The sequence below is a fragment of the Vibrio sp. zbq_1 genome (assembly GCF_043102935.1).
In the GTDB taxonomy this organism is placed as follows: Bacteria; Pseudomonadota; Gammaproteobacteria; order Enterobacterales; family Vibrionaceae; genus Vibrio; species Vibrio parahaemolyticus.
In genome coordinates this window covers 890,676-916,348 of sequence record NZ_JBICJH010000004.1, presented here as the reverse complement: position 1 = coordinate 916,348, position 25,673 = coordinate 890,676, and the positions used below count along the sequence as shown (strand labels likewise).

The window sequence follows — 25,673 nt, the reverse complement described above, 5'->3', positions numbered from 1 at the left end:
AATTATCATTATTCAGATAATTTAATTAATACGAAATATGTCAATTAATAATGCTCTAGGAGATTAGCATGCAGTCTAATACGTATCTTAAATACGCAGATATTAAAGGTGAAGCGACAGCGGAACAATATAAGGATTTAATTACACTACTATCTGTAGATTGGAGTGTTGGTCGTGAAATTTCTTCTTACACGGGTACAGCAATGGACCGTGAAGCAAGTGCAACACGCCTATATGATTTAACTATCACTAAACTTCAAGATCGTTCGTCTCCTGATCTATTCAAGGAAGCAACAATCGGTAAAGGTAAACCTGCAGTATTCCACATCACTAAGCAGGGTGAAAAAGTTGAAGAAATCATGAAAATCGAACTGACTGATGCGATGATTTCTAACTACTCAGTATCGATTCAAGATGATCGCCCAGTAGAAACTATCACAATTTCATACACTGAAATGATGATGACAGTGACACCTACTGATGACAAAAACAACACTTCTGCTCCGTTGGTTTACGGTTACAGCGGTGTTAAAGGTCAACAAATGTAATTTATTGTGCGGAGGGGTTATCTCCTCCGCCATTTCAAAAGGAAATATAAGTATCCAATGAAAAAAGCAAGTCAAGACAACAACTTTATCCGTATTTCTTCTCCGTTTGGAAAAGATGCTCTTATTCTCAATTCGTTCGAATATAGAGAAGGGATCTCGGAGCTTTTTTCATTGCGTGCTAAAGCTTATTTTAATGATCAAAAAAATGAGCTCAATGAAATCGTGGGTAAAGAAGTAACGATTTCAGTGGAAAATAGTAGTCGTGTTTCTAAAAGTCCGCGTTTTTTCCATGGCATTGTCTCTGCTGCAAAGCTCGAAGGCCAGAGAGTGATGAATTCTCATAATGGAGAAAACTACAAAAATATTGAAATTATTGTTGAACCGAAAGTTAAGTTCGCAGCGTACAGAAATAATTGTAAGATCTTTCAGAAGAAAAATATAAAAGACATTATTTCCGAAGTGCTTTCAGAGCATGGTGTTGCATTTAAATTTGAACTAAAAAATACGTATCCCCAATATTCCTACAAAGTTCAGTATGAAGAATCTGATCTTGCTTTTGTTCAGCGCCTCCTAGCCGAAGAGGGGCTCTCTTTTTGCTTTAGTCACTCTAAATCATCCCATGTCCTAGATATTTTTGATGATGTAAGCTTTTACAAACCCAGTCCTGAGTTTATGGTCGATTTCGATACAGGCAGTTCAGAGTCGAGTCACATTTCTGCTTGGAACGAAACACAAGTTTTAACGACTAAATCAAGCCAGAAGTCTGGCTTCAATATGCTAAAACCAGCCTCACAACCCAAAAACGTAGCTGCTGGTGATACTGCACTGTTTACCGTACCTGCGAGTGAGTATTTTGAGTATCTGGGTGAAACAGAAAGTGACGATCAGTACTCGCTTCGAAACACTCACGCAATTGAATCCCTTCAACAGAACGTTTATCTATGTAGCGGAGAGGCGAGTTGTCGAACCTTTTCTGTGGGTAAATGTTTTAAGTTCAAAAAACACGAAGATAAATCGCGAGTAGGAAAAGAATATGTCTTGGCCTCTGTGACGATTTTTGCTTCTGTGTTTAATCAAACTGGTCTGGGTGGCACCGCTTCTCAAGGTGTTCGTGTTGCGTTTACTTGTGTGGACTCTAAAACCATTTTAAGGCCGGCGGTTACTTACCCTAAACCGCAAATTAAAGGTCTTCAAACAGCCATTGTGACTGGTAATAAAGACGGTGAGGTATACGTTGATAAACATGGCAGAATAAAAGTACAGTTCCATTGGGATCGTTTGGGTAAGTACGATGTAAATAGTTCGTGTTGGATTCGAGTTGCTCAAAGTGTTGCCGGAAATGGATGGGGTGCGGTGTTTCATCCTCGGGTAGGGCAAGAGGTTATCGTAGAGTTTGTGAATGGCGACCCAGATCAACCTATTGTCACGGGTGCGCTGTATAACGGGAGCCAGTTGCCCCCGTATTCTCTTCCAGAGAAAAGTTCTCAAAGCGGTTTTAAGTCCCGCTCAGTTCAAAAAGGAAACGCCAATTTCAACGAGTTACGCTTTGAAGATAAACCTGGCGAAGAACACATTTACCTTCACGCAGAAAAGTTGTTCCAAATGTTAGTCGAAGACTGCGTGGATATTGTGGTTGAGAACAATAAAGTTGAGAAAGTAACCAACGATGTAACTCAAGACGTTGGAAAAAATGCGATGTTAAAGGTGGGAGAGAACTATACCTCTGACACTGGCAAAGTGCTGTCCCTCAATGCAGGGAAAAGTATTGAAATTAAAGTCGGTGGAGCCTCAATTCAAATGTCGAGTTCTGGCGAAATCAACATTAAGGGCAACAAGATTTCTATCAATGGCTCTGCAATCGCATTGAAAGCAGGACAAATCTCTTTGAATTAAGAGGGAACTGAGAATGGGTAAACCAGCAGCAGTGATTGGAAGTTTTCACCTTTGTCCAAAGAAAACAGGCAAGATCCCTCATGTTGGAGGTCCTGTTGTTATGGGTTCTCCAAATGTAAAAATAGGAGGCATCCCTGCCGCGAGAAAAGGTGACAAACTCGTTTGTATCGGGCCGCCTGACAGCATATCTGCGGGGTCTTCTAGCGTTAAGATTAATGGTAAACCGGCTGCTAGATCAGGGGACTCTACATCTCATGGTGGAAAAATTCTCGTCGGTGTACCGACCGTCCTCATCGGGGGATAGATGCGAATTGGTTTTAAGATGCCTTTATGTCTTATTGACGATGAGGAAGTACAAGTCAGCTCTATTCTCGATGCTTCATTTAGGTTTTCCGGTGAAAGAACACAAAACGTTAACAATGAAGTTTATGAAGAACGACTTTTTAAGCTGATTGCGTCACATGGGAGAAGCTTAAAACAAGCAGAAGTATCTGGTTGTGTTTGCGTATTGTTGCCCCAACTCAGCGACAAAACGCTACTGAAAAAAATCATGCTTGAGATATCCTCTGCCTTAGGTGGTCATCCAAATACAAATATCTACTTGTATCCTTACGGGCAGGCATCCTTTTTGATGGCTCTTGGAAGAATAAAAAGAGAGTTGGTCTCAAGTCGACCTACCTGGGTTTTGGGATTTAATGCCAAAAATGATGACGTGAATGGTTCGCGTAGTTCGGTCGTGGCGGCGAAATGCGAGCCGTGCAAAGGTGGTTTATTCAGCAGAAACGTTTGTGTTGATTTAGATGCCACACAACAGTCAATCGCAGTAGAGAAGGTCCTTCAGCAGTTAGGGCTTAACTGTAAATATCCAGTGAGTGACTTTACTGTATCTGTTGAAGGCGAAGAGCCTATTTGGATGCATCATATTCAGAGCTTCTCACCGTGGATTACCTCCGACACTAGATACCATTTTCTGAATGTGAAGTTAGGTTCGCTTGGAGCCTGTAGCGGTATTCTCAAAGCAGTTTGCCTGTATCAACAACAATTGAACGAGGCGAGTGAACGCTTTCACGCTGTTCAGCTAGACATCGAGCCAAGTGGGTATGTTGTTGGAGCCTTATTTGGTCGAAATGAGAGCGAAAATTCTTAGATCAATCAACACAAACCACATGAAAAGCTTACGAAGTCACGATATCCTAACGGGATAATAAGATAACGCCATGTTTGTGGCAGAAAGTGAATTCGAATGAAGTTTATCCACACCTCAGATTGGCATCTTGGCCGACAGTTTCACAATGTCTCTTTGCTTGAAGATCAGCAGGCAGTTCTTGAGCAACTTATCCAATATATTGAAAACAATCCGGTTGATGCTGTAATCGTTGCCGGAGATGTCTATGATCGCTCCGTTCCACCAACGATTGCTATCGAGTTGCTTAATCGAGTCGTAAAGCAAATCTGTGGTGAGCTCAATACTCCTATGATATTGATTTCAGGCAATCACGATGGCGCAGAGCGTTTGGGTTTTGGTTCTGAGCAAATGAAACGTTCGGGATTGCATATCATCAGCAACTTTGAAGATATGTTAACGCCAGTTGTGATTGAAACGAAAGCTGCTGGTCATGTGGCTTTCTATGGAATGCCATACAATGATCCTGAACAAGTACGTTATGTGTATAAAGAGCCGGTGTCGACACACGATGAAGCTCATAAACTGCTTGCCGAAAAAATTACAGAGCAGTTCCAATCTGAGCATCGAAATACTCTAATCAGTCATTGCTTCGTAGATGGTGCTATTGAATCTGAATCAGAGCGACCACTCTCTATCGGTGGCTCTGATCGAGTTAGCCACGAGCATTTTTTAAACTTCGATTATGTCGCGTTAGGTCATTTGCACCAACCTCAAAAGAAAGGTGAGGAGTACATTCGTTATTCTGGTTCGTTGATGAAGTACAGCTTCGGTGAACAAAATCAAAAGAAAGGCTTCACATTAGTTGAAATCGGCAAAGATGGCTTTATTGGGGCGGAACATATTGAGTTAACTGCGCCTCATGAAATGCGTATCGTTGAAGGCGAATTGGAACAAATTCTAGAGTGGGGCAAAACGGATCCGAAAAATGAAGATTATTTACTGGTGAGATTAATGGATAAACACGCCATTTTAAATCCGATGGAGAAACTTCGTACGGTTTACCCGAATGTTTTGCATCTAGAGAAGCCAGGAATGCTAATTGGTGTCGAGCAAGAAATGGCGCAAGCTAAGCTCGCTCGCAGTGAAATTGACATGTTCAAAGATTTCTTTGCTGAAGCACAGGATAGTGAGTTATCAAATGAGCAAGAGCAAGCAATCAGCAACATCATTAAGCAACTTTCACAGCAGTAAGGGCCAAATATGAAACCAATCAAACTCACGATGCAAGCCTTTGGTCCGTTTGCGAAAACAGAAACTATTGATTTTGAAAAGCTTGGAAGTAATGCTTTATTTTTAATTAATGGACCTACTGGTTCAGGTAAAACCTCGATCTTAGACGCGATTTGCTTTGCGCTATATGGCGAAACCACTAGCAATGAACGTCAAGGGATCCAAATGCGCTGTGATTTAGCATCGCCACAGCTGCTAACCGAAGTAACTCTAGATTTCTCTTTGCATGGCAAAGTTTACCGAGTGACTCGCGCGCCGGAGCAAGAAGCTCCGAAAGCCCGTGGTGAGGGCTTGACCGTTCGCAAACACACGGCGTCATTGTATGAATTGGGTGAGACAGAAAAACTCATCACCAGCAAAACGACCCAAGTTAAAACTGAGATCACTAATATTATTGGTTTGAACGAAACTCAGTTCCGTCAGGTTATGGTATTGCCTCAAGGTAAATTTCGCGAGCTGTTATTAGCAACGTCTAAAGAGCGTGAAGAAATCTTTGGCCAGTTATTCGAAACGGATATCTATAAAAAGATTGAATACGCCTTAAAAGACAAAGCAAGCTCGATAAGCAAAGCAAAAGATGAGTTTGATAACCAAATTCGTGGCGCGCTTCAAGTTGCGGGAGTGACATCAGAAGCGGAGTTAACAGAACAACGTGAAACGCTGTCTGTCCAATTCGCGTCAGCGCAAAAGCGAGAGCAGGAATCGCTTGCTCAGTTAAATGCCGTGAAAACAGAAATTCAGAAAGCTGAAACGTTAAGTAATGAATTTAAAAAGCGTGAACAAGCAGAAGCCTCGCTCCATCTGCACTTGCAACAAACTGAAACCATTTCGGCTCGCCAACTGCAGTTAGAGAATGCGAAAAAGGCGAGTAGGATTGAACTGCCTTATATCACGCTGCAAAATGCCGCCCAGCAAGTTCAAGATTTAAACCAAAAGGTTGCCGTTCTTTCTCAAGATTTAAAAGCCGCTGACGACGTCTTAAAAACGAAGGAACAAGCCTTCCAACAGGCAAAAGAACAAGCGAATCGGGTTCCTAGGCTGACAGAGCAGCAATACCAACTTGAAAGCATGAAAAGCAAGTTGGTCGAGAAGGTTGAACTGGATAGTGCCATCGCTGCAGGACTTCAGCAGAAATCAGAATTTGAAGAAACGCTAAAAAAATACATAGTGTTTAGGGAAAAACTGACGCAAGACGCCCTGCAAGCGCAAAAAGTGTTGGAGCAAGCTCGCATTGATGTCGCAAGTATTGGTGGTGTGGATGCAGAGATCAAACAGCAGCAGCGTTTGATGTCGGATCTTCAAAAGTTAGGTAATTTAAATCAAGAGCTTTCAAAGCTAGATGCATTGACATCAAGTAAACAAGCCTCGGTAACTCAAGCCAAGTCTCACTATGAAAACCTTCAACGTGAAGCGGATGCGTTAGAGCTCAGTTGGCATAATGCGCAAGCGGCAGTTCTTGCTCTTCGTTTACAAACTGGAGAGAAGTGTCCCGTTTGTGGTAGTACCGAACATCCTCAGCCTGCTCAATTTGTTGGTGATGAAGTCACAAAAGAGCAAGTTCAACAGGCTCGTCATCAGGAGCGTGAGGCTCAAATCACGCTGAACCAATTGAGCAACCAGTTGGAACAACACAATATTGCGATTGCTCAATACACGCAGCAAATTGAGCAAATGGTTTCGGAGTTGGGGCAGAACGCGAACCTAGAGCTGCAAGCATTACAGGCATCAATTCATCAACTCAATGAACGATTACAGCATTTGAACGCAATTAATATTGCTCAGCTTGAGCAAAGCGTGAACGAGTTGAATCAACGTTGTGTGGTTGGCGAAGGTAAGATCAACGATTTGCAAAACCAGATGGCTGCAAATGAATCGACGATTAAAGCAAATCAGCAGCAGTTAGCGAAATTGAGTGCGTCATTAGATGATAAATACACATCACTAGAGCAACTAGAAAACGACTTGACTCAGATACACAAGCAAATTGTTGAGCTGAATAACGGCCTAGAATCTGCGCAAGCGCAGTTACAACAAGCTGTGCTGGCGAAATCAAATGTCGATAGTCAGTTGACGACTCACCAACAGTGGCTGTTGGAAGCGAATAGTAAACTGGAAAATGCTAAAACCGAATGGGAAAGCGCACTAAAAGCGAGTGCGTTTGCTGATGAAGCGCACTTCTTACAGAGTAAAGTGAGTGAACAACAAACTCAAACTTGGCAACAAGAAATAGATAACTTTAAGCAGACAAAAATTCAGTTAGAACAAACTCTTGCGGATTTAAATCAAGTTTTGAAGGAGGTCGAGAAGCCTAATTTAGAAGCGCTTAACGGGAGTTTAAGCACTGCTCAACATTCGTATCTAGAAATTAGAAATCAGCTGGATAGCACGCGTTCACTGTTTGAAGGCTTGGAAAAAGTTCGCAATGAAATTTCGAATCTGCACGATAAAAACCGTAAATTAGAGGAAGAGTACAAAGTTTTCGGTACGCTTTATGATGTCGCCAGTGGTAAAACGGGCAGCCGTATCAGTTTACACCGATTTGTGTTGGGGGTTTTATTGGATGATGTGTTGATTCAAGCTTCTCAACGACTGAGTTTGATGAGCAAGGGTCGATATATTCTAGCGCGTAAAACAGAGGGTTTTAAGGGTGCAGCAGGGCGAGGACTTGATCTCGTGGTGGAAGACGGTTACACCGGAAAAATGCGTGATGTTGCAACGTTGTCGGGGGGAGAATCCTTCATGGCAGCTTTAGCTTTGGCATTAGGCTTGTCTGATGTCGTGCAATCTTACAGCGGTGGAATTCGTTTAGATACGTTATTCATCGACGAAGGCTTTGGTAGCTTGGACCCTGAATCTCTCGATCTGGCGATTCAAACATTGGTCGACTTGCAACAAACGGGTCGCATGATTGGCGTAATTTCACACGTGTCTGAACTCAAAGAGCAGATGGCGTTGCGAATCGATGTTGAACCGTCTAGGTTTGGTTCTACCGTTTCGGTTAAATCTCAGATGCTATTATCTAAATAAAAATCAAATAGTTAAATGAAAACAAAAAAGCCCCTTTATGGGGCTTTTTTATCGACTCTGACACTTATTGTTCGCAGAAGTGACCTTCTTTTGGCGATTGAGTAATCGCGTACTCTCCGTCGAGATTACGATACACAATAGTGTTCCAAATCGAGCCATCATCCATTTCAAATTCAATTGCGTAGTTCACACCGCTCACTATTTGTGCATGAACTGTCAGAATTTGTTTGAATGACGAAAGAGTATCCATTTGTTTCAGGACAAAGGCCATCGCCTTTTGTGCATCAGGGGTAGCATCAAATTCGTTCCACCCACCTGGCATGTTTCCCTGTGTATTACATACATCTGCCGAGGCTGTTACATGTGTCGTCTCTTCTTGGTTTTTTGGTTGGCAACCAACAAGCAACCCCAAAATTGCACAAGTCGACACTGTTTTTAACATCATAACCATCACCTCTATTCATATCGGATCGTATTATAGTGGTGATGAAATCACGCCATTGTCTATGTTGTGCAAACTTTTGATATGCACAAAGTTAATTCGATGAGTAATTGGAGCGAGTTTACATAGAAAATAAGCACGATAAATCAAACACTCTGTTCTTGATAAATCAGTTTACAGTGTAAAAACTCGTGATGTTGTTGCCTACGAAGACTCAATTTACTCGAGAGTTGGGGCAGCGTTAAGCGCTATAAATCAAATTTAATATGAGTTATGGTTCACATGATTGACGTTGAAACTTCTTATCAATCATACAAAACACTACTATCACCGACCTGTAAAAATAAGCTGTAGTTTTGACTAACTGCAGCGTTCTTCGTCAGTTTGTTGCCAGCGCCATGGAGGGCGTTATATGAAAAGGATAAATGTCATTGGTAGTAGCGGCAGTGGTAAGTCTACTTTCGCAAAAGCCTTAGCTCAGAAGCTCGACGTTACACATATCGAAATGGACAAATTGTTTTGGAAAGCGGGCTGGCGAGAAAGCACCGACCATGAGTTTTTCAGCAACTTAAAAACGGCCCTCACGCAAAGCGAATGGGTTTTGGATGGAAACTATTCTCGAACTGAAGGCATAAAGTGGCAAGACGTCGACACGATCATTTGGTTGGACTATTCAAGAACGGTGACGTTTTATCGAGCGATCAAACGTGCACTCACACGTATTTACACAAAGCAAGAGCTGTGGGAAGGGACTGGTAACAGAGAAAGTCTGTATCGACTGTTCACAAAAGACTCCATCGTATTATGGTCTATTAAAAACTACGCCAAACGACGACAAAAATATCTTCAACTGAAACGTGAATTGAGCGGCTCACCCATTCAATTTGTTCATTTGACTAACCCGAAAAAAGCACAAGCTTATCTCGAAAAACTATAAAATAAGTAAAAGATAAGAGAAAACAAATAGATGGAAATTATTTTTGTGCGACATGGCGTGCCAGATTTTTCATTAGCTGATGAAAGATGCATGACGCAGTTAGAGAAAGATTACGCGCCATTAGATCGAGCGTATCTATCGGAACTTCATCAAAAGCTTACCAACGCCGTATTCGATGATGCGCAGGCTATTATTTGTTCACCATATACGAGAGCGCTCCAAACGGCGGAGATCCTTAACCGTCGTCATGGATTTGAATTGTTTGTCGAACACGATCTGAGAGAGTGGCGGGCGGATACTTCTGGTGGTTATATTTCGTTGGCTGAGCGAGACCGGCGTTGGCACGAATATCGCGAGTTGCTAAAACTAAGACTGCCGATGAGCGACGAGCGCTATGAGCATGTGACAGCGTTAAAAGCACGAACGATGGAGGTTTTGGACAGGTACAGACAATATGACAAAGTTATTGTCGTCAGTCATTTCAATGTTTTTGAAGCTTTGCAAGGTTATCAGGAACAAGGGTTGGCTTGCGGAGATTCTAAAATCTTTCGTCTGTGATCGATTTTCTATCTTATAGAGTAAAATCAATGAGTAATCGCTAATGGAGTTAAAAATGAAATCTATAAAAGCATGGATGTTGTTATGTTTGATCGCGATGTTTGGTTGTACGTCAAAACCAGATGATGTTGAGCCTGTAAACAACTTTGCACTCCAACCATACCTCGGTAAATGGTATGAAATAGCTCGACTGGATCATTCCTTTGAGCGCGGCCTCTCTAACGTTACGGCTGAATACGAATTGCGTGAAGACGGTGGTGTCACGGTTATCAACCGTGGTTATTCGCAAGAAGATAAAAAGTGGACACAAGCCGAAGGCAAAGCGTATTTCGTTGGAGATGAAAACATCGGCCATCTTAAAGTTTCATTTTTTGGCCCGTTCTATTCCTCGTACATTGTGTTCGAGCTAGGAGAAAACTATGAGTATGCCTTTATCTCAGGTTTTAACCATGATTACTTGTGGCTACTTTCTCGGAAACCAAATGTCGATAAGGCGACGGTGGAGCGATTTAAGCGAGTCGCCAAAGAGAAAGGCTTTGCGCTAGATGAGTTGATCCTGGTCGATCAAAAACAGTAAATTGTCCAACTGCTGACCTTACAGTAAGGTTCGATGCTTCATAAAGCTCAGTGGTGTTTGTCCCGTTTGTTTTTTAAAGAACGCAATGAATGCGCTGTCTGATGAAAACTCTAAGCAATGGGCAACATCACTGACTTGTCTCTCCTCACACAACAGCTCTATTGCCTTTAACAATCGCCATTGCTGGCGCCAATCTTGATAAGACATGCCTGTTTCGGACTTAAACAGTCTTGTAATTGTCTTACCGCTTGCCCCGATTGTTTTCGATAAATGGTTGAGATCAGGAGCAATGAATCCGTCTTTTGTCATCGCGTTTCGAAATGAAGCCAAACGACGATCCGATGGCAATGGTAAAGTGAGCTCGAATTGCTTCGCTTGATAAAACTCTTCCCAAAACAATATGGTTGTCGCATTTGTTTTGGTTTGTTCTATGTCCCACTCCCACAAAGCCATTTTATTGATCAGTGCTTTTAGGAGATCGTTAACTTCAATCATTACGATGCTTTTTGGGCAAGAAAACTTGTCACAATCGAAATAAACAGAACGATACGCCACAACATTCGTCATTACGGCGCGATGTGGAGTATGAGGTGGGATCCACACTGCTTTGGTTGGCGGCAAAATACAAATGGAATCATTTAGGGCAAACGTCATGCATCCTTGTGGCGCGTAAAGTAACTGACCTTTATGGTGCTGATGCATCCCTGAGTCGTGTTTACCAACATCTGCAGCAATGCCGACCACGTTGGCTGTGAGCTTGTCTGCATCAAACTGAGAGTTTTCTTCAATAAGTGCCATTTGTCCGAATTTTGATGTTTTTGGTCTTAATGGTGTTAATGGGTAAAGCATAACGCCTTCTATACTGCGCGCCAAGTTAAGTTTGTTACCCACTTAAGCTTCTGAATTCATCAGGTCGAAGTGGGATAGAGAGGCAAAAATGAAAACGAAACCTTCTATTGGATTAATGGTTGTGATGCTGATGTTTCCGCAAATTGTAGAGACGATTTACAGCCCTGCACTTGGTGATATTGCACAGTCATTCTCAATCACCTATTCGCAAGCAGCGCAAACCCTATCGATCTACTTTACAGCATTTGCAATCGGAGTCGTGGTTTGGGGTCTATTAGCAGATAAATGGGGAAGACGTCCAACCATGCTAGTTGGCTTGCTCGTTTATGGGCTTTCTGCATTGGTTGCGATGCAAACTGACCGCTTTGATGTGGTCATGTTGGCTCGAGCGTTGAGCGCCTTTGGTATTGCGGTTGGTTCTGTGGTGACGCAAACCATGTTGCGGGACAGTTTTTCTGGCGAAGAACTGGGTAAAGTATTCGGCGTAATGGGAATAGGAATTTCTGTCAGTCCGGTGATTGGCATGTTGCTCGGCGGCCAGTTAACCGCATTGGGCGGCTATCAAACAGTCTTTTTTACACTGTTTGTCATGGCGTTAGGCTTGTTTGTTTACAACGTTTTCAAACTGCCAGAGACACAAATTCAGAAACAGCCTTTGAATATGGGTTCACTTCTGGGGCGAATGCTGAGAGATGCGCAAATCTGGCAATCGACGTTATTAGTTGCGCTCTACAATATCGCATTGTTTTCTTACTACCAATTAGGTGCTTTCACATTTGAGGCGTTAGGTTTTAGCTCATCGGAGTTTGGATACAGTGGCGTTGTACTTGGCTTAGGTACTTTTGTCGGCAGTTTGTTGAATAAATTTATGCTGGGTAAAGGACGAACGCAAACATCTTTGTTGTGGATCGCATCGATACTGTTGTTGGCTGGTGGGTTTGGTGTCTTTTGGGCTCAAACATCTATTTGGTTTTTAGTTCCAATGTTATTGGTCGTGATGGCGTTTGGCATTGCGATACCTAATGTACTAAGCGCTGCTTTGGTGAATTATAAACAGCAAGCGGGCAGTGCTGGCGCAGTATTTGGGTTGATGTACTACTTACTGATTGGGTCGGGGCTTGGATTGGCAGGAATAATTCAAAACCTAGGTGTAGTACAGACAAGTTGTGCAGTAACCGTATTGTTAGTGACAATGTCACGAATGAAGAAACAGATTTTATTCGTAAAAAGCCCTGCTAAATGAGCGGGGCTTTTTGTTGCAAACTGACCTATCCGAAAAAGTGCTTTCAAATAGCGAACAACTAGGGCTATTTGATTAGGCGAACAACCAATGAACCAGGAGCCCTGATCGACTCAATGTTGTGACTTAATACCGTGCCACTAGTTGGTGCCATGTAGCGCTGAATTTCGTCACCAAAGCTATCGTATTGAATCGCAAGCAATTGACCTTGTTCAACGGTATCCATCATTTTCACTTGTGGTAGAACGAAGCCACCAAACTCGGCTCGAATACTGATGATCTCGTTACCTTCAAGGCAAGGGATGACTGGCGAAGCTTCACCAGAAATCACTTCGTGGCGCTTTAGCACGTTAAAAATCCCCGCAACCGTGCGATCAATCAGCGCTTGCTCAGTGTAACGCCCCATGCCCACTTCGATAGTAATGCTTGGAATACCGCTGTTGTTCCACACGGTTTCTAAAACACCTGCGTCCCCCGGATCGTTTAAGATAGCGTCTGGGTTAATTGAACGAGCCATTTCCAACGATTGTTCGATACGGAAATCGGCAAACACATACAATGGGTAAGCGGCACCACTGGTTTGGGTGTGCAGATCAATCGCAAGCTCTGCATTTGGCTTAAGCAGATTGTTCCATAATGCAAACAGGTAGCGATTGGCCTCATTGCCGTTTGTGTCGCCTGGGAAAAAGCGGTTTAGGTTTGCTGGTGAGGCATCAGGATCAGCGGAGTAAAAATCGCGGCTGTGGTTCAACATACCCGTTAAGTTGATGGTTGGAACAACAGTGACAGTGCCCGCCAGTTCTTTGCCGATTAGCTCTCGAGCTGTTTTTTGCGCGGCAAGAACGCCGTTGTATTCATCGCCATGAACACCGGCAGTGATCATAATCTTCTTGCCCGGCTTGTCGCCTTTGAATACCAATACTGGTAGGTGTTGCCACTGAGATAGGGCATTGGTTGCAATGCGGAACCAGAATTTATGCTCGCCAGCAGGCAAGTTAGTTACGTCGAGAGATTGAATGACTTGATGACCTTGAATTACGTCATCCAGAAATTGTGTTGCCATTAAAGTTGTCACTCCAAAACATCGTTTTGATGCTTATTTGCCATTTGGCTTGAATCAAAAAAGGCGAGAACTTGTCTCGCCTTCTTATCTGTTAATCAGTTTACGCAAAACCCATCACGTGAGCTGCGACGACGACAATGCTCGATAGGGTAAAGAGTAATAGCATAAAGCGCCAGCAGAATTTCGCCCAGTCACCCCAGTCGATACGACACACGCCAAGCGTTGCCATTAGGGACGCAGAAGTAGGAACGATCACGTTAGTGAAACCATCACCCAGTTGGAATGCCAGAACCGCTACCTGACGCGTTACGCCAGCGATGTCTGCAAGAGGAGACAGCAGAGGCATCGTAAGTGCTGCTTGGCCAGAACCCGAGGTCACGAAGAAGTTGAAGATGGATTGGAACACATACATCAACCAAGCTGCGGCGACATCAGGAAGGCCGCTGATCACGCCGCCTGCGCTGTTCAAAATCGAGTTCAGTACGCTTGCTTCATCGGTAGTACCACCTCCCAGAATAAGCAATACACCTTTCGCACAGCCAACCAAAAGAGCAGGAGCTAGCATGATTGCTGCGCCTTCTTTGAAAGCATCCGCCGCACAGTTAAGGGTCATGCCGTTTAGGCGGAAGATCGTACCGATAATGGCAACCACAAAGCCCATTGTGAAGAACTGAGAAGCGATTTCTGGGATGTACCATGCTTTGGCTACTACGCCCCAAACCACCCAAATCGTCGTTGCGATAACCGTTAGAATAACGAGCGTGTCTCCGAAGTTCCAACGAGAGTCGTGGCTACCTAGTTCTTGCTGACGGAAGTATTTATCCGTACGGCGGCTGTAAGAGTACTCAGGATTTGCTTTGATGCGAGACGCATAAACCATCGTAAAGGCGATACCGATGAGTGTAAAACCAACCCAAAGTGCCATACGAACCGTCATGCCCGATAGTACAGGAATACCAGCAATACCTTGTGCAATCGCAACCGAGAATGGGTTCATCCAAGATGTCGCAAAACCAATCTGAGTCGCAACGTAAGTCACCATTACGGTCGTAATGCCGTCATAACCTAGGCGAACCATCAATGGAGCGATGATGATGGCGAACGCCACCGCCTCTTCACCCATCCCAAAGACAGCGCCGCCCAAAGAGAACAGCAAGAACAGAACAGGAATGAAGAGCGCTTCGTTACCTTTGGTTTTGTCGATCAGACGAAGGATACCGTTGTCGATAGTGCCCGTGCGCATCACGACACCAAAAGCACCGCCGATCACAAGCATAAACATGATAACGCCGATTGCGCTGCCCCATTTTGAACCTGAAACCAGACCTTCAAATGGGAAGTTCATCAAGCCGATACCGCCGCCAGAAGCGAAGAGACCCACTTTGTTGTAAACCAGCTCGCCGTTTTCGTCGGTTGCGTACGAGAATGAAGACGGATCAATAACAGTACGTGTTTTTTCCGCACCATCTACCACGTAAGACACCTGTTGGCTATCAAAGTGACCAGCAGGAATTAGATAGGTAAGAATCGCAGCAAAGATACCAACAAAAAAGATTAAAATGAGAGTGTCAGGCATCTGCCATGATTGCTTTGTTGCAGCCGATTCCGATGGCTGCGCATGTGTGTGAGACATAACTTACTTCACGTCGAATCAAACAAAGCATGAAATATCGATAAAGTAGAATAAAAAGTCAATATTAATGCCTGTAGTGAACTATAAATTCATCAAATATTTGATCTAAAGTGTGTTTGATTGATTTGTGTTCATTTATTGGTGAAATGTGTTGTTGGTTTTATATTCAGGAAAATAAATAGGCTCGTACTGCTGACGAGCCTTTTCTCACTCATTAATGCAGACCGTTTAGTCGCCTGATTGCTCGGCAAAAAATGCAGCAACATCGCGGAGATCTTCATCGTTCAGCATACGTAATTGCGCTTTCATCATCTCTGCCAGTGGCCCGGTTCGCAAACCATCCTGATAGGCTTTCATCGAGTCATACAAGTATTTAGGACTTTGACCTGCAAGGTTCGGATAGGCGTCATTACTGCTTAGTCCATTTGTGCCGTGGCAATATACGCAGCTTGGAGCTTTAACTTTGCCTTTCTCAGCATCGCCAAAAGGATTGGCATAAACGGTGGAAGTAAAAATGAGAGACGTTAAAAGGAGGGTTCTTAGCATTATGGATTCTCGATTTAGCGATAATTGACCGTAGAATAAAGCTTCCCCCAAGGGGAAGCTCAATGATCAAAATCAATCTAAAGCAGAGATTTAAGGCTCGATAGGAAGGTTTGAATATCTTCAGCAGAGATGCCTTTGTGTGTGACAAAGCGAATTGGGTTTCCTGGGCTGATGATGATGTTTTGTTGCTTGAGTTGCTCCGCGATGCTTTGGATATCGACTTTAGCATCCAACTTAGCAAACACAATGTTGGTTTGAACGAAGTCAGGATTTACCGAGAAACCCGGTAGTTCAGCTAAACCTTCCGCCAATGCTTTTGCATTGATGTGATCTTGCTTTAACTGCGCGACTTGTTCCGTGATCGCCAGTTTACCTGCTGCCGCTAAAATACCTGCCTGACGCATTCCGCCACCGACCATCTTTCTTAAACGGCGAGCTTTCGCGATGTATTCCTTGCTGCCAAGCAGCAGTGAACCAACGGGTGCCGCAAGACCTTTCGATAAACAAATCGTCATGGAATCAAAGTATTGACCAATATCTTTGACGGGAACATCGAGCGCAACAGCTGCGTTAAACACGCGGGCACCGTCGAGATGCAGTTTCAGATTGTGTTTATTAACGAATTCACGAGCTTCCGCTAAGTAAGACAGTGGGATCACTTTACCGTTGATGGTGTTTTCTAAACTTAGCAGACGAGTACGAGCAAAGTGCGCGTCATCAGGTTTAATTGCTGCCTCTAATTTGTCAAATGGCAACGTGCCATCTGGATTGTTTTCTATTGGTTGAGGCTGGATAGAACCCAGTACCGCTGCGCCACCTGCTTCATATTTGTAATTGTGTGCTTGCTGGCCGCATAAATATTCATCGCCACGCTCACAATGTGCCATTAACCCTAAAAGGTTTGCTTGCGTGCCAGAAGTGGTAAACAACGCTGCCTCGAACCCTGCTAATTCAGCCGCGAACTGCTCTAGCTCGTTTACGGTAGGATCGTCACCATAAACATCATCGCCAACAGGGGCGCTGAACATTGCTTCGCGCATAGCTTGGGTGGGTTGAGTCACTGTGTCTGAACGAAAATCCATGAATATCTCCTTGGTCCAAATTCCTAAATGTATCCGCAAAGGCGAGCTTTGCTTAAGCAAGCGATGGTTTTGGCATCGGTAATGGTGCCATCAATAATTTTTTCTTCGAGCTGTTCCCGTGACAATGTCACGACTTCAATCACTTCATCGTCGTCACACTCGTAGCGATTGGTTTTGGCTAAGTGTTCGGCGACAAACAAATACTGAATTTCATCACAAAACCCAGCAAGTGGTGTCACTTGACCGAGTGGGGTAAATTTATCTGCGCTGAAGCCGGTTTCTTCTTCCAACTCACGTTGCGCGCAGCAGAGCGGGTCTTCGTCGCCTTCGCGAGTCCCTGCTGGTAACTCCAGAAGCCATTTATTGAGAGAAGGTCGAAACTGATTCACTAAGACGATATCGCCATTGGCAGCGATTGGCAGTATTACAGCAGCGCCTGGATGGTGAATGGTGGTGTGTGAAATGACTTGACCAGTAGGAAGCTGAACGTCTTCTTCAACCAAAGAAATTTGCTTCCATTTATGAATAGTTTTGCTCATGCAGTTGTAAACCCTAGCAATGACCGCAATTTGACGTTTTTGAACATTAACCACAAACGCTGGGAAACAAAAGCAAAAACTGTTGCAAGGCCACGAAAGCGTTTGCACTTTCAGTGAGCTATATCTCATAAATGGAAACTTTGATTGCTCAGCAAAGAGAGAGATAAGCATCTGTTATAAGGGTGATTCGAACAAATTACACTTGTAACAAAGTGATAACAAATGTATAAAAATAAATACACAGCATCAGTTCAGCAGCCGGAGTACGTATGATCCAACCTTCTTTTGCATCCAATGCCGAAAAAGCACTACTTTCCGAGCGTATTAACAAGCTTGCAAAAGCGTTAACTGATGGCGTTTATGAACGCGAACACACCATCAAACTCTGTCTCCTTGCCGCTTTGGCTGGGGAGAGCGTCTTTCTTTTAGGTCCTCCAGGTATTGCAAAGAGTCTTATTGCAAAGCGTCTTATCCAAGCTTTTGATAACAGCAGTTACTTTGAATACTTGATGACTCGATTCTCGACACCAGAAGAAGTGTTTGGTCCTTTGAGTATTCAAGAGTTGAAGGACAACGGCCGTTATGTCCGACTCACCAAAGGTTACCTACCTACAGCGCAAGTCGTTTTCCTTGATGAGATTTGGAAAGCGGGCCCTGCGATTCTGAACACTCTGTTGACCGTCGTGAACGAAAAAACATTCAAAAATGGCAGTGACATTGAACGTGTTCCAATGCGTTTGTTGGTTTCTGCTTCCAACGAATTACCAGATGAAGACAGCGGCCTAGACGCACTGTACGACCGAATGCTCGTACGTGTGTTCGTAAACCGAATTCAGAATAAGCAAAACTTCAAATCCATGCTGACCGTTGGCACATCGCAAGAAGCGCAAATTCCGGAAGGTTTGGCGATTACCGATGAAGAGTATCACCAGTGGCAGCAACAACTCGACAAACTGACACTCACCGACAATGCATTTGAAAAGCTGTTCCAGCTAAAAACGATGCTGGAAACCAAAGTGGAAGCACAATTTGGTGACGCAGCACATACCGACATGTACGTGTCTGACCGTCGCTGGAAAAAGGCGGTTAAGTTACTGAAAGCGAGCGCTTTCTTTAATGGTCGTGATGAAATTAATCCTCTTGATCTGTTGTTATTGCAAGACTGTCTCTGGAATAGCCCTGAGTCGCGTGATGTCGTGCGTGAAGTGGTACAAGAATTCGCGCTCAAGCACGCTTTTGACCAACAAGACGCAGAGCAGGAAATCGAGTACTGCCGCGAGTCTTTGATTGATGTTCAGCATGAGCTAGAAGATACCTACCGCATGACGCTGACCTCTGAAGCAGCAACGGGTATTTTGCGCAAAGAAACCATGCGTTTCGATACTTCGAAGGCGAAAACCTACAAAGTGGGTGCAGCTGTTAACCTAGTGAAGCTGGTGATCTTGCAAAGCAACATGTCGGTATCGGAATCGGAAAAAGGGGATAGCCGCTGGGTTTATGTACCGAAAGATGAGCTGGATCGTGTGATCAAAGATGGCCAAGGTGATGTGTACGGTTACGTAAACCAAAACACCAATATGTGTCGTCTGCGTTTTGATGTGGATGCGGCGAACAACTTGGTGATCCGCGATATTGCTAACCGCGGTATTTTGGTGAGCTTGGTAACGCAACAAGGTTTGGACATTGAGCTGTACCAAAAATGGTTGTCGCAAAGCGAAAAAGCCGTAAACCAACTGAGTGAAGCAGAGCACCACATGCGTAAAGTCAAAGCGAACTTTCATGATGCACTGCCACACAGTTTTGTGGATCCTGAATTACCACGTCTTATGGAGTCGAGTCTGCAACAGGTGAGCCAACGACTTGAGTCTATCCAAGGTGAAAGCGAGAAGATCATTCAACGCTTTAAAAACTTACATCAGTTTTTCTCTTAAGGAGACGACATGTTAGGTGCAGACGGACTCAACTTGGCGCTGATGGTGGCGGATTCAGGCATCATCGACAGTGCTGTAAATGATTTGATGGCTCGCTCTCAAGTCATGATGATGGCAGAAAACCGAGGTGTAAAATCGTCGGTGAAAAACCATTTGTTAAAATGGCGCGGCAACGTAAAGAAACGCATCACCAAAGTATGTGAGACGGAGCGTTTCCAACAAGAGCTCGCTTTATATCAAGAAGTGATTCACTGGGATGAAGACGAGTTTTTTGAGCGCATAGAGGATGTGATCAAAAAGCTTGAGTGGCACTCTGCGTTTTACATGCAAGCACGCCGCATGATGGAGAAAAACAAAGGGGTTAATAACCCTATGTTCCCGCATTACTTCTGTGACCAATGGTATCAAAGCCTTGCTGATGCAATTAAACAGGCGCAAGTAAGTGAGTTAGAAGCCAACAAAGAGAAAGTTCTTAACGATCTGTATCAACGTATGGAAACCATGCGCAATATGGATAAAGTGACGGAATCTGGCGACGCTGAAAGCGTAGGGCGCTTGTGGGATATGGCTTCGGCAAAACTCAGCAAAACCGATTTAACGGTGATGAAGCGCCATGCAGAGTTTTTGAAAAAGCACAAAGGCTTGCAAGAAATCGCAGAACAGCTTGGCCGTATGGCTGGGCAAGTGAATGATCCTGACTTAAACCGTGCACCAGCGGAAGAGCTGCAAATGGTTGAAGAAAAAAGCGACGAAGCGACTGATGATATCGTCGGTATCCATGAAAGTGACGATCTCAACAAGCTGCTGCCAAACGAAACCATGTTTTTGGCCTACCCAGAGCTAGAAGTTGTGTTCTACAAGCATCTGGTCGACAAGCGTTTGATGAACTATCGCACGCAAGGTAAATCTCGCACTTTACGTAAAGTCAAAGCGCATCGTCCAGACAACAAAGCTGTGGATATCGAAAAAGGGCCGTTCATCGTCTGTGTGGATGCCTCTGGCTCGATGAGTGGTTTCCCTGAGCAGTGCGCAAAAGCGATGGCGTATGCGTTAATGCAGATCGCACTGGCCGAACAGCGCGATTGTTACGTGATCATTTTCTCTACTGAACACATTACTTACGAGCTCACCAAACAAGATGGTTTGCGTGAGGCGGCGGATTTCTTAACGTACAGTTTCCATGGTGGTACAGATTTGGAGCCAACGCTTATCAAATCCATCGATTTGATGAGTGGAGATAAATACAAAAACGCCGACATGGTGGTAATTTCTGATTTTATTGCGCCAAAACAGCAAGATGAGTTGTTGGCAAAAGTGGATGCGCTTAAAGCGAAGAAAAACCGCTTCCATGCGATCAGTTTATCTAAGTACGGAAACCCTGCGTTAATGTCGATGTTTGATCATACTTGGTCTTACCATCCAAACGTTGTGGGACGTTTACTCAAGCGTGTAAGTAACGGTTGATGACCTAAAGCGGCGAATTCGCCGCTTTATTTTTAGTTCGTTTACCGGATGAAAGTGTTTGGGGCAGAATCAATAAATACGCAATTGGATCGAATTTTCATCTGATTGATTTAAAAAAAAGCAAACAAACAGAAAATGAAAGATTTTTGTTTGACTATCTTTTCTGAATCCGTAAAGTAGCAACCAACGCAACGGGGGAGACCTCTTAAAGCGTTAAAGAAAGGCGCGTTGGCAGAGTGGCTATGCAGCGGATTGCAAATCCGTGGACCTCGGTTCGACTCCGGGACGCGCCTCCATTTGCGACACTAGCTCAGTTGGTAGAGCGCAACCTTGCCAAGGTTGAGGTCACGAGTTCGAACCTCGTGTGTCGCTCCAAATTATTCAGATATGGCAATTGCGGTATCTCGATGCTTAAAGCATTAACTTAAAACCAGCGGAAGCTGGTTTTTTTGTATCTGAATATCCGAAAACAGATCCTATTCTTATTTCTCTCTCGTGATTTGTAGGTATCACCATTGGTAACTGTGACCCTACATTTAGCGCCTCGGCTGATATCGGTTTACAATATCGGCCTCTAAAGGATTTGACGAAGACGCATGAGAAACACCGACGATTACATCATTTTTTACCATTTGGTCGAACAAGGCTCCTTCAGCAGTGCGGCAAGGCACATGGAGCTCACTAAATCGGTGGTTAGTAAACGTATTGCGAAGTTGGAGCAAGAATTAGGTGTTCAGCTTCTTTATCGCACGACGAGAACGCTGACGTTGACAGAGGCGGGGCAATCCTTCTTTGTGCACGCTAAAGCGGTTTATCAAGCTGTTGCTACAGCCGAAGAATCGATCGTTGGATTGGGGAAGAACCTGTCTGGCAACATTAAGATCACGGTACCTACCATTTCTGGTGAGTTGATTCTTCCGGGTGTGATTTCGGAGTTCAATGACAAGTATCCTGACATCAATATCGATATGGAACTTGATAATCGATTTGTCGATATCGTCAATGAGCGTTTCGATCTGGCCATTCGTACTGGCATGTTGCCAGATTCTAGCCTTATTGCCAGAAAGCTGGTGGATGCAAACTGGGTGGTGTGTGCGTCTCCCAAGTATCTTGCCAAGCATGGCATTCCAAAGCAGCCGAGCGAACTTACTAAGCATAACTGTTTGGTTTACTCCTATCAGGAGACTGGCGCGCGTGAGTGGGCGTTTAAATCCGACGATAAGACGTACCAAGTTACCGTTGATGGCAACTTATGCACCAACAACTCTTCCGCGTTACGAAATGTCGCGCTGTTAGGGCAAGGTGTTATCTACGTACCTCGTGTATTGGTGTATGAAGATTTAAAGCAGGGCAGCTTGATCCAGTTGTTCAAAGAAGAAACGGCGAAATGCTTGGGTATCTACGCTGTCTACCCATACACAAGGCAGCAACCCGAGAAGATTAAGATCTTCATTGATCACCTATACAACAGCTTCCAAAGTCAAAATCATCGATTTTAAATCAAGTCTACAACGCCATTGGTTACTTTGGTGTTGTGGTTTTGTTTCCACCTTTTCTCTTAAATAATTTATCCAATTTAGCCACTTACACGGTGTTACTCCCTCATCACTTACTTTGATAACAAGACGTTGCGCACACCTGTTAAAGAATGGTTTTGTTATTGTTTCTTTTTGGAAACGATCTGTTTCTTTCGTTCTAACGTCGGTTTGTGAACGCTAAGTTACAGAAAAACAACAGATTAATTACGCTATGTGAGTGCTGGTTAAGGTTTGTACGCTTGACCCGGATGGACGCAGGGAAATTGACTGCTTATAGTGAGCCAAACTCAAATCCACACCGTGTTCGGTTGGATGTGAGTGATGCAAAATAACTAGAGATACGGATATGAAACAAAAGCAGCTGATAGAAGAATTTAAAACGATAGTCGGGGAAGAGAATGTCCTGACCGATCAGGTTAAAACCAAATACTACCGCTCAGGTTTTCGCTCTGGTAGTGGTACAGCGCTTGCCGTCGTGTTTCCTAACACTTTGTTAGAACAATGGAAGATCATTAAACAGTGTGTCGAGGCGAACTGCATCATCATCATGCAGGCTGCGAAAACAGGTCTCACAGAAGGCTCTGCACCAAATGGTAACGACTATGACCGCGATGTCGTGGTGATCAACATTACCAAAATCAAAAAAATTCATCTGCTGGATGGTGGCAAACAGGCGGTGTGCTTACCCGGTGCAAGTCTACACTCACTAGAAAAAGAACTCAGAGCCGTTAACCGCGCGCCGCATTCTATTATTGGATCTTCATCGCTAGGAGCGACGGTTGTTGGTGGCATTGCCAATAACTCAGGCGGTGCGTTAGTGAAACGCGGTCCGGCGTATACTGAGCTTGCCATCTACGCGCAGGTCGATAAGCAGGGCAACCTCCATCTGGTTAACCATCTTGGTATTGATGGCTTGGGTGAGACGCCGGAAGAGATTCTTCACAATCTGCAAGAAGGTAATTTCGACCCAAGCAAGATTGTTCACGATGATCGCATGGCATCAGACAAAGAATATGATGAACGAGTACGTGACGTGACGTCTGACATCCCTTCACGTTTTAATGCAGACGAGCGTCGCTTGTTTGAAGCGAGCGGTTGTGCGGGCAAATTGGGCGTGTTTGCAGTGCGTGTTGATAGCTACCCAGTTCCAAGCAAAGAGCAAGTGTTTTACTTGGGTACGAACGACGCAAACAAGTTAACCAAATTGAGAAAAGATTTTCTGACTCAATTCGATAACCTGCCTGAAATGGGGGAGTATCTGCATCGCGATATCTTCAATATGGCAGAGAGATACGGCAAAGACGTGTTTTTATCGATCGACTTATTGGGTACGGACAAACTGCCTAAGATGTTCGCATTGAAAGCAAAAGTAGAGAACTTTTTAGAGCGAGTGCCATTTGTCAGCAAATATTTGCCAGACACCATTTTGTACTACGCAAGCAAATTGTTCCCGCAGCATTTGCCTGAGCGAATGTTAGAATTCCGCGATAAATACGAGCACCACTTAGTGCTAAAAATGAGTGATGGCGGAATTGAAGAGGCACAAAAATACCTGAAAGAAGTATGGGCTGTTGAAGATGACTGCGATTTCTTCGAATGTACGCCAGATGAAGGTAAAAAAGCTTACTTACATCGTTTTGCGGCGGCTGGGGCTGCGATTCGCTACGAAACGATTCATCGCAACGAGGTTGAAGACATTGTTGCGCTCGATATCGCATTGCGCAGAAATGATGAAGAGTGGTTGGAAACTTTGCCTGAAGAGGTGAGCAAAAATCTGGTTCAGTCGCTCTATTACGGGCACTTCATGTGTTACGTCTTCCATCAGGATTACATCTTCAAAAAAGGTACAGATACCAAATTGATGAAGAAGCTGATGTTAGAGCACCTCAATAGTCGTGGTGCGAAATACCCAGCTGAACACAATGTGGGTCATTTGTACGAAGCAGAAAACTCATTACAGAAGTTCTACCACGAGCTTGATCCAACCAATACCTTTAACCCGGGCATCGGTAAAATGGACAAATATAAGCGCAACTGTAACTGCTGTGCTTAAGCCCCTGTATTGATCACTAGAGTCTTAGGCTTATATATCTGAGATTCATCAAACATGAAGAAAAAGCCCTGCTGACGACATTAGAGTCAGCAGGGCTTTGGTGTTTATGAATCGTGATTTTGATGAATATGGCTTTTCTGAGCCGTTGACGCGATTTAAAACCCAGTTTTAGAAAGCGCGCACTGCGGCGGCAGCGATAATGCCAGCAGCAATAGCAGGAAGCGGTTTTTTAACGATAAACATCACCACAGCGGTTGAAAATAGCGCGGCTCTCGCACCGTTGTCACCTTCGACGGCGAGAGGCGCTAAGAGGGCAATCAGTACAGACCCTGACATAGCGGTGATAAAACGTTGCACGCGTTCGCTAATCGGAATGAATGACATCACATAAACGCCACCCCAGCGAGTTGCCAGAGTTACCAATCCCATTGCGATAATGATAAACAGCGTGCCGCCTAAGCTTGTTTCAATGTTCATGCTTTTTTCTCCTTCCAACAAGCACCTAAAATACCGCCAGCGATTGCGCCGACAACGACATGGCTGTTTTCTGGTAAATACCAGTAAGCCATCAGTGATGAAGCTGCAGCCATGCCCCAAATCGCGAAGATACGCAGATTTTTAGGGCCGCCTGCAACCATAGAAAGTAAAAAGCAACCCATGACCATATCAAGTCCGAGACTGACTGGATCTTTGATGGCTCCACCAAAGTAGATCCCCATCCACGTGCCGACAATCCAGAAGCCCCAAAGCGCAAGCCCTCCGCCGACCAACAAACCAAACCCAGGCTCTTTCTTGCCAAATGCGTTCATCGCCATTGCCCAGTTTGCATCGGAGGCAAGCAACATAATGCCATAGCGCTTATGTGGCGGTAGCTGTCTCAGCCAAGGGTAGAGCGTCGCACCCATCAGAAGGTGGCGAGCATTGATGGCAAACACAGTAATCAAAACCGGTACAAGTGGTACTTCAGATCCCCACATTTCTAACGTGGCAAACTGAGACGCACCAGCAAAGACGAGCGTACTCATTAAAAGAGTCGGAAAGGCGTCTAAGCCGGTTTGCACCGCAGCAACCCCAAAGGCGAGGCCAAAGACCACCACAAAAAAGGAAAGCGGTAAAAGCTGAGTAAATCCACCCCAGACGTCAGCCCGAGTGAACTCATGTAGCTCCCCAGAAGATCGAGGAAAAGAGGATGTATTTTCTGTCATAAATGTACCTAGCCGGCAGCAAAGTCGGGAGAAGCCCCAAATGGGTATTGTTGTGATTTTGTAAACTGCATGTTTAACATCAATTGGATGGGCTTTCAAACACAACCAGAATGTGGTTTTCGTCGCAGACAA

23 protein-coding genes and 2 tRNA genes are annotated in these 25,673 nt (G+C 44.3%); 16 read left to right on the top strand and 9 right to left on the bottom strand.

Annotated features, from left to right (window positions below; translation table 11 throughout):
• Positions 1 to 68: 68 nt before the first annotated feature.
• From ACF8CV_RS04430 to ACF8CV_RS04405, 6 genes are all read left to right on the top strand, one after another.
• Entirely contained in the window at positions 69 to 548 is a 480-nt protein-coding gene (locus ACF8CV_RS04430; protein WP_005375967.1) for a type VI secretion system tube protein Hcp, read from the top strand.
• Positions 549 to 605: 57 nt separating this feature from the next.
• Positions 606 to 2,441 carry a type VI secretion system tip protein TssI/VgrG gene (gene tssI / locus ACF8CV_RS04425; RefSeq protein WP_005488647.1) on the top strand — a complete coding sequence of 612 codons (1,836 nt, stop codon included), beginning with the start codon at positions 606 to 608 and terminating at the stop codon, positions 2,439 to 2,441.
• 13 nt (positions 2,442 to 2,454) lie between these two features.
• The gene (locus ACF8CV_RS04420; protein ID WP_005499010.1) at positions 2,455 to 2,745 is read left to right on the top strand and encodes a PAAR domain-containing protein; all 291 of its coding nucleotides are present in this window, start codon (positions 2,455 to 2,457) and stop codon (positions 2,743 to 2,745) included.
• On the top strand, positions 2,746 to 3,588 hold the full coding sequence (locus ACF8CV_RS04415) for a transhydrogenase beta subunit (protein WP_138937320.1): 843 nt from the start codon (positions 2,746 to 2,748) through the stop codon (positions 3,586 to 3,588).
• Between the two features lie 96 nt (positions 3,589 to 3,684).
• The gene (locus ACF8CV_RS04410; RefSeq protein ID WP_138937319.1) at positions 3,685 to 4,818 is read left to right on the top strand and encodes an exonuclease SbcCD subunit D; all 1,134 of its coding nucleotides are present in this window, start codon (positions 3,685 to 3,687) and stop codon (positions 4,816 to 4,818) included.
• 9 nt (positions 4,819 to 4,827) lie between these two features.
• Entirely contained in the window at positions 4,828 to 7,884 is a 3,057-nt protein-coding gene (locus ACF8CV_RS04405) for an AAA family ATPase (RefSeq protein ID WP_138937318.1), read from the top strand.
• 64 nt (positions 7,885 to 7,948) lie between these two features.
• On the opposite strand, the gene ACF8CV_RS04400 is transcribed toward ACF8CV_RS04405, so the two are convergent.
• The gene (locus ACF8CV_RS04400) at positions 7,949 to 8,329 is read right to left on the bottom strand and encodes a cystatin domain-containing protein (protein WP_005480328.1); all 381 of its coding nucleotides are present in this window, start codon (positions 8,327 to 8,329) and stop codon (positions 7,949 to 7,951) included.
• A gap of 409 nt (positions 8,330 to 8,738) precedes the next feature.
• On the opposite strand from ACF8CV_RS04400, the gene ACF8CV_RS04395 reads away from it, so the two are divergent.
• From ACF8CV_RS04395 to ACF8CV_RS04385, 3 genes are read left to right on the top strand one after another with little or no spacing between them, the layout of a single operon-like run.
• Complete coding sequence (locus ACF8CV_RS04395; protein ID WP_138937317.1) at positions 8,739 to 9,263, top strand: AAA family ATPase; 525 nt, start codon at positions 8,739 to 8,741, stop codon at positions 9,261 to 9,263.
• 30 nt (positions 9,264 to 9,293) lie between these two features.
• A complete protein-coding gene (locus tag ACF8CV_RS04390) occupies positions 9,294 to 9,821 on the top strand; it encodes a histidine phosphatase family protein (RefSeq protein ID WP_138937316.1) in 528 nt (175 codons plus the stop codon).
• Between the two features lie 55 nt (positions 9,822 to 9,876).
• A complete protein-coding gene (locus ACF8CV_RS04385; protein ID WP_020837932.1) occupies positions 9,877 to 10,398 on the top strand; it encodes a lipocalin family protein in 522 nt (173 codons plus the stop codon).
• Positions 10,399 to 10,416: 18 nt separating this feature from the next.
• On the opposite strand, the gene ACF8CV_RS04380 is transcribed toward ACF8CV_RS04385, so the two are convergent.
• Positions 10,417 to 11,196, bottom strand: coding sequence for a helix-turn-helix domain-containing protein (locus ACF8CV_RS04380; protein ID WP_025509441.1), 780 nt, complete (start codon positions 11,194 to 11,196; stop codon positions 10,417 to 10,419).
• Positions 11,197 to 11,335: 139 nt separating this feature from the next.
• On the opposite strand from ACF8CV_RS04380, the gene ACF8CV_RS04375 reads away from it, so the two are divergent.
• The gene (locus ACF8CV_RS04375; RefSeq protein WP_069493813.1) at positions 11,336 to 12,490 is read left to right on the top strand and encodes a multidrug effflux MFS transporter; all 1,155 of its coding nucleotides are present in this window, start codon (positions 11,336 to 11,338) and stop codon (positions 12,488 to 12,490) included.
• 64 nt (positions 12,491 to 12,554) lie between these two features.
• Here ACF8CV_RS04375 and ACF8CV_RS04370 read toward each other — a convergent pair whose 3' ends face one another.
• The 5 genes from ACF8CV_RS04370 to ACF8CV_RS04350 all read right to left on the bottom strand — a co-directional run bounded on the left by ACF8CV_RS04370 (position 12,555) and on the right by ACF8CV_RS04350 (position 17,350).
• Complete coding sequence (locus ACF8CV_RS04370; RefSeq protein WP_138937315.1) at positions 12,555 to 13,550, bottom strand: succinylglutamate desuccinylase/aspartoacylase family protein; 996 nt, start codon at positions 13,548 to 13,550, stop codon at positions 12,555 to 12,557.
• A gap of 100 nt (positions 13,551 to 13,650) precedes the next feature.
• A complete protein-coding gene (gene yfcC / locus ACF8CV_RS04365) occupies positions 13,651 to 15,183 on the bottom strand; it encodes a putative basic amino acid antiporter YfcC (RefSeq protein ID WP_005463845.1) in 1,533 nt (510 codons plus the stop codon).
• A 228-nt stretch (positions 15,184 to 15,411) separates the two neighbouring features.
• The gene (locus ACF8CV_RS04360; protein WP_005498990.1) at positions 15,412 to 15,729 is read right to left on the bottom strand and encodes a cytochrome c; all 318 of its coding nucleotides are present in this window, start codon (positions 15,727 to 15,729) and stop codon (positions 15,412 to 15,414) included.
• A gap of 77 nt (positions 15,730 to 15,806) precedes the next feature.
• Positions 15,807 to 16,811: a low-specificity L-threonine aldolase gene (ltaE, locus tag ACF8CV_RS04355; protein WP_138937314.1), complete on the bottom strand. Its 1,005-nt coding sequence runs from the start codon at positions 16,809 to 16,811 to the stop codon at positions 15,807 to 15,809.
• Between the two features lie 23 nt (positions 16,812 to 16,834).
• Positions 16,835 to 17,350, bottom strand: a complete 516-nt coding sequence (locus tag ACF8CV_RS04350; protein ID WP_005463851.1) for an NUDIX hydrolase — start codon at positions 17,348 to 17,350, stop codon at positions 16,835 to 16,837.
• Positions 17,351 to 17,619: 269 nt separating this feature from the next.
• On the opposite strand from ACF8CV_RS04350, the gene ACF8CV_RS04345 reads away from it, so the two are divergent.
• The 6 genes from ACF8CV_RS04345 (at position 17,620) to dld (ending at position 24,336) form a co-directional block, all read left to right on the top strand.
• Positions 17,620 to 19,281 (top strand): ATPase RavA domain-containing protein, encoded by a 1,662-nt coding sequence (locus tag ACF8CV_RS04345; protein WP_005480265.1) that lies wholly within the window; start codon positions 17,620 to 17,622, stop codon positions 19,279 to 19,281.
• Between the two features lie 9 nt (positions 19,282 to 19,290).
• Positions 19,291 to 20,745: an ATPase RavA stimulator ViaA gene (gene viaA / locus ACF8CV_RS04340; protein WP_005463855.1), complete on the top strand. Its 1,455-nt coding sequence runs from the start codon at positions 19,291 to 19,293 to the stop codon at positions 20,743 to 20,745.
• A gap of 222 nt (positions 20,746 to 20,967) precedes the next feature.
• A tRNA-Cys gene (locus ACF8CV_RS04335) sits at positions 20,968 to 21,041 on the top strand.
• A gap of 3 nt (positions 21,042 to 21,044) precedes the next feature.
• Positions 21,045 to 21,120 (top strand) — tRNA-Gly (locus tag ACF8CV_RS04330).
• A gap of 221 nt (positions 21,121 to 21,341) precedes the next feature.
• Entirely contained in the window at positions 21,342 to 22,244 is a 903-nt protein-coding gene (locus tag ACF8CV_RS04325) for a LysR family transcriptional regulator (protein WP_015313288.1), read from the top strand.
• Positions 22,245 to 22,629: 385 nt separating this feature from the next.
• Entirely contained in the window at positions 22,630 to 24,336 is a 1,707-nt protein-coding gene (gene dld / locus ACF8CV_RS04320) for a D-lactate dehydrogenase (protein WP_138937313.1), read from the top strand.
• Positions 24,337 to 24,504: 168 nt separating this feature from the next.
• Here the strand turns inward: dld and ACF8CV_RS04315 are convergent, their stop codons facing one another.
• Both ACF8CV_RS04315 and ACF8CV_RS04310 read right to left on the bottom strand, forming a co-directional pair.
• Positions 24,505 to 24,813 (bottom strand): AzlD family protein, encoded by a 309-nt coding sequence (locus tag ACF8CV_RS04315; protein WP_005460963.1) that lies wholly within the window; start codon positions 24,811 to 24,813, stop codon positions 24,505 to 24,507.
• The gene (locus ACF8CV_RS04310) at positions 24,810 to 25,541 is read right to left on the bottom strand and encodes an AzlC family ABC transporter permease (RefSeq protein WP_069522821.1); all 732 of its coding nucleotides are present in this window, start codon (positions 25,539 to 25,541) and stop codon (positions 24,810 to 24,812) included. Before ACF8CV_RS04310 ends, ACF8CV_RS04315 begins: the two co-directional genes overlap by 4 nt.
• Positions 25,542 to 25,673 lie beyond the last annotated feature (132 nt).

Bases quoted from the DNA above. Each gene is read 5' to 3' on its own strand.
- ACF8CV_RS04390 (WP_138937316.1), top strand. From the start codon at position 9,294: ATGGAAATTATTTTTGTGCGACATGGCGTGCCAGATTTTTCATTAGCT.
- ltaE (WP_138937314.1), bottom strand. From the start codon at position 16,811: ATGGATTTTCGTTCAGACACAGTGACTCAACCCACCCAAGCTATGCGC.
- ACF8CV_RS04375 (WP_069493813.1), top strand. From the start codon at position 11,336: ATGAAAACGAAACCTTCTATTGGATTAATGGTTGTGATGCTGATGTTT.
- ACF8CV_RS04395 (WP_138937317.1), top strand. From the start codon at position 8,739: ATGAAAAGGATAAATGTCATTGGTAGTAGCGGCAGTGGTAAGTCTACT.
- ACF8CV_RS04400 (WP_005480328.1), bottom strand. From the start codon at position 8,329: ATGATGTTAAAAACAGTGTCGACTTGTGCAATTTTGGGGTTGCTTGTT.
- ACF8CV_RS04325 (WP_015313288.1), top strand. From the start codon at position 21,342: ATGAGAAACACCGACGATTACATCATTTTTTACCATTTGGTCGAACAA.
- ACF8CV_RS04430 (WP_005375967.1), top strand. From the start codon at position 69: ATGCAGTCTAATACGTATCTTAAATACGCAGATATTAAAGGTGAAGCG.
- ACF8CV_RS04385 (WP_020837932.1), top strand. From the start codon at position 9,877: ATGAAATCTATAAAAGCATGGATGTTGTTATGTTTGATCGCGATGTTT.
- ACF8CV_RS04315 (WP_005460963.1), bottom strand. From the start codon at position 24,813: ATGAACATTGAAACAAGCTTAGGCGGCACGCTGTTTATCATTATCGCA.
- dld (WP_138937313.1), top strand. From the start codon at position 22,630: ATGAAACAAAAGCAGCTGATAGAAGAATTTAAAACGATAGTCGGGGAA.
- ACF8CV_RS04415 (WP_138937320.1), top strand. From the start codon at position 2,746: ATGCGAATTGGTTTTAAGATGCCTTTATGTCTTATTGACGATGAGGAA.
- ACF8CV_RS04380 (WP_025509441.1), bottom strand. From the start codon at position 11,196: ATGGCACTTATTGAAGAAAACTCTCAGTTTGATGCAGACAAGCTCACA.
- tssI (WP_005488647.1), top strand. From the start codon at position 606: ATGAAAAAAGCAAGTCAAGACAACAACTTTATCCGTATTTCTTCTCCG.
- ACF8CV_RS04310 (WP_069522821.1), bottom strand. From the start codon at position 25,541: ATGACAGAAAATACATCCTCTTTTCCTCGATCTTCTGGGGAGCTACAT.
- ACF8CV_RS04410 (WP_138937319.1), top strand. From the start codon at position 3,685: ATGAAGTTTATCCACACCTCAGATTGGCATCTTGGCCGACAGTTTCAC.
- ACF8CV_RS04420 (WP_005499010.1), top strand. From the start codon at position 2,455: ATGGGTAAACCAGCAGCAGTGATTGGAAGTTTTCACCTTTGTCCAAAG.
- ACF8CV_RS04350 (WP_005463851.1), bottom strand. From the start codon at position 17,350: ATGAGCAAAACTATTCATAAATGGAAGCAAATTTCTTTGGTTGAAGAA.
- ACF8CV_RS04345 (WP_005480265.1), top strand. From the start codon at position 17,620: ATGATCCAACCTTCTTTTGCATCCAATGCCGAAAAAGCACTACTTTCC.
- viaA (WP_005463855.1), top strand. From the start codon at position 19,291: ATGTTAGGTGCAGACGGACTCAACTTGGCGCTGATGGTGGCGGATTCA.
- ACF8CV_RS04405 (WP_138937318.1), top strand. From the start codon at position 4,828: ATGAAACCAATCAAACTCACGATGCAAGCCTTTGGTCCGTTTGCGAAA.
- ACF8CV_RS04370 (WP_138937315.1), bottom strand. From the start codon at position 13,550: ATGGCAACACAATTTCTGGATGACGTAATTCAAGGTCATCAAGTCATT.
- ACF8CV_RS04360 (WP_005498990.1), bottom strand. From the start codon at position 15,729: ATGCTAAGAACCCTCCTTTTAACGTCTCTCATTTTTACTTCCACCGTT.
- yfcC (WP_005463845.1), bottom strand. From the start codon at position 15,183: ATGTCTCACACACATGCGCAGCCATCGGAATCGGCTGCAACAAAGCAA.